We start from the raw sequence: 2,869 nt of genomic DNA on the forward strand, positions 1-2,869 counted from the left end.
GCCGCCCGCGCGGCGCCCCGCACAGCATGCGACTCCGCGACTCCGCGATTGGCGCGCCCCATGCGCGGTGCGCCCCGGCCAACCAACCGGCAAGCGGACACCGGCCCGGAAACAACCCGACCAGACAATAACCCCGACCCGCGAATAACCCCGAAAGGTGGACCAATGAGCAACGAACCGGACAAGATCATCTATTCGATGATCCGCGTCACCAAGCGCCACGGCCAGCGCGAGGTGCTGAAGGACATTTCCCTCTCCTACTTCTACGGCGCCAAGATCGGCGTGCTGGGCCTTAACGGCTCGGGCAAGTCGTCGCTGCTGAAGATACTGGCCGGGGTGGACCCCAACTTCGACGGCAAGACCGTGCTCGCGCCGGGCTTCACCATCGGCTACCTGGAGCAGGAGCCGCTGGTGGACGAAACCCGCACCGTGCGCGAGGTGGTGGAGGAAGGCGTGCAGGATGTGGTCGACCTCGTGAAGCAGTTCGAGGAGATCAACGCCAAGTTCGCCGAGCCCATGGAGCCGGAGGAAATGGACGCCCTCATCGAGCGGCAGGGCAAGGTGCAGGAGGAAATGGACGCCAAGGGCGCATGGGACCTCGACGCGCGCCTTGAGATGGCCATGGACGCCCTGCGCTGCCCCCCCGGCGACACGCCCGTGTCGGTCATCTCCGGCGGCGAGCGCCGCCGCGTGGCCCTGTGCCGCCTGCTGCTGCAAAGCCCCGACATCCTGCTGCTGGACGAACCCACCAACCACCTCGACGCCGAATCGGTGGCGTGGCTCGAACGGTTCCTGCAAACCTTCCCGGGCACGGTCATCGCCGTCACCCACGACCGTTACTTCCTGGACAACGTGGCGGGCTGGATTCTGGAACTGGACCGCGGGCGCGGCATTCCCTGGAAGGGCAACTATTCCTCGTGGCTGGAGCAGAAGGAAAAGCGCCTGCAACAGGAAGAAAAGTCCGAGGTGGAGCGCCAGAAGACCCTGCAGCGCGAACTGGAGTGGATCCGCATGTCGCCCAAGGGCCGCCACGCCAAGGGCAAGGCGCGCATCAACGCCTACGAGGCCATGCTGAGCCACGAAAGCGAAAAGCGCGCCCCGGACCTGGAAATCTACATCCCGCCGGGACCGCGGCTGGGCAAGGTGGTCTTCGAGGCCAAGGGCCTCGCCAAGTCGCTGGGTGACCGACTGCTGATGGAAGGCGTGGACTTCATCATCCCCGCCGGGGCCATCGTGGGCATCATCGGCCCCAACGGCGCGGGCAAGACCACCCTGTTCAAGATGCTGGCGGGCGTGGAAACGCCCGACGCGGGCGAACTGAAGATTGGCGATACCGTTCAGGTGGCCTTCGTGGACCAGAACCGCGATTCGCTGGAAGCGGGCAAGACCGTGTACGAGGTGATCAGCGAAGGGTACGAAACGGTCAAGCTGGGCAACCGCGAGGTGAACGCTCGCGCCTACTGCTCCCGCTTCAACCTGATGGGCCAGGACCAGCAGAAGAAGGTGGACGTGCTGTCCGGCGGCGAACGCAACCGGGTGCACCTGGCCCGCATGCTGAAGTCCAACGCCAACGTCATCCTGCTTGACGAACCCACCAACGACCTTGACGTGAACACCATGCGGGCGCTGGAAGACGGCATAGAGAACTTCGCGGGCTGCGTGCTGGTCATCAGCCACGACCGCTGGTTCCTAGACCGCATCGCCACGCACATCCTGGCCTTCGAAGGGGATTCCAGCGTGGTGTTCTTTGACGGCAACTATTCGGAATACGAAGAAGACCGCAAGAAGCGCCTGGGCAAGGACGCCGACACGCCGCACCGGATCAAGTTCCGCAAGCTGACCCGCTAGGGTTTGCGGCGAAATGAATGAAAGGCCCCCGCATCGGAAACGGTGCGGGGGCCTTGTGCGTGTTTGCGAGCATGGGCGGCTGTGGCCCGTCGCGCTTGGTCTGGCTACCCTTCCTTGAACCGCGCGACGAGGTCGCCAAGGCGTTGCGCCTCGGTGTTCAGGTCGTCCAGCGACCGTTCCGCGTCGCGCATGGCCCTGGCGGTGTCTTCGCTGATGGTGGTGACATCTCCCAGCAGGCGCACGATGTCCGCGCTCACCGCCGCTTGTTCCTGGCCCGAGGTGGCCACGGCGCGCACCTGCGTGGACACGCCGGAGGCCAGCCGCACGATCTCGTCCAGCGAGCTTCCGGCGGTATCCGCCTGGGCATTGGCCTGGGTCACCGCCTCCACGGCGGCGTCCACCTGGCGTGCGCTGGCCGCCGTGCCTTCCTGAATGGCCCGGATGGCCTCGCCCACTTCGCGCGTGGCGCTCATGGTCTTTTCCGCCAGCTTGCGCACTTCGTCGGCCACCACGGCAAAGCCGCGCCCGGCATCCCCTGCGCGGGCCGCTTCGATGGCGGCGTTCAGCGCCAGAAGATTGGTCTGGTCGGCAATGTCGCTGATCACGGCCATGATGCCGCCAATGCTCTCGGCCTTGCGCGAAAGGTCGGCCATGCTCGCGTGCAGGCTGGCCGCGCCGTTCTCCACGCGGACAACGGCCTCCTTGACCCGCTGCACGCCCTCGGCCCCTTCGCGGGCCTTGGCCTGGGCGTCGTCGGCGGTGTCGGCGGCGCCCGCAGCACCACCGGCCATGCCCGCCACGGCGGCATCCATGCGTTCCATGGCGTGCGAGCTTTCGGTAACGCGCGACTTCTGGGCGTCCGCGCCATCACCCGCCAGATTGACCTGGCGGCCCACGGTGTCCGCCACGTCGACAATGGCGGCGGCGATACCTTCCAGCATGCCCGCGGCCTCCTGCATGCCGTTGCGCCGGGCCTGCTCCGCCCGTATCCGGGCCGCTTCGGCCTCGGCGGTGGCGGCCT

General features: G+C 66.8%; 2 protein-coding genes. One reads left to right on the plus strand and one right to left on the minus strand.

Features of this window, described 5'->3' with window-relative positions; all coding sequences use genetic code 11:
• The first annotated feature begins 165 nt into the window (after positions 1–165).
• Positions 166–1,848, plus strand: coding sequence for an energy-dependent translational throttle protein EttA (gene ettA / locus FVW27_RS12280; protein ID WP_167125530.1), 1,683 nt, complete (start codon positions 166–168; stop codon positions 1,846–1,848).
• A gap of 104 nt (positions 1,849–1,952) precedes the next feature.
• Here ettA and FVW27_RS12285 read toward each other — a convergent pair.
• The coding region (locus tag FVW27_RS12285) for a methyl-accepting chemotaxis protein (protein ID WP_243838408.1) at positions 1,953–2,869 on the minus strand (917 nt) is incomplete at its 5' end.

Source organism: Nitratidesulfovibrio liaohensis, from assembly GCF_011682075.1.
GTDB lineage: Bacteria > Desulfobacterota > Desulfovibrionia > Desulfovibrionales > Desulfovibrionaceae > Cupidesulfovibrio > Cupidesulfovibrio liaohensis.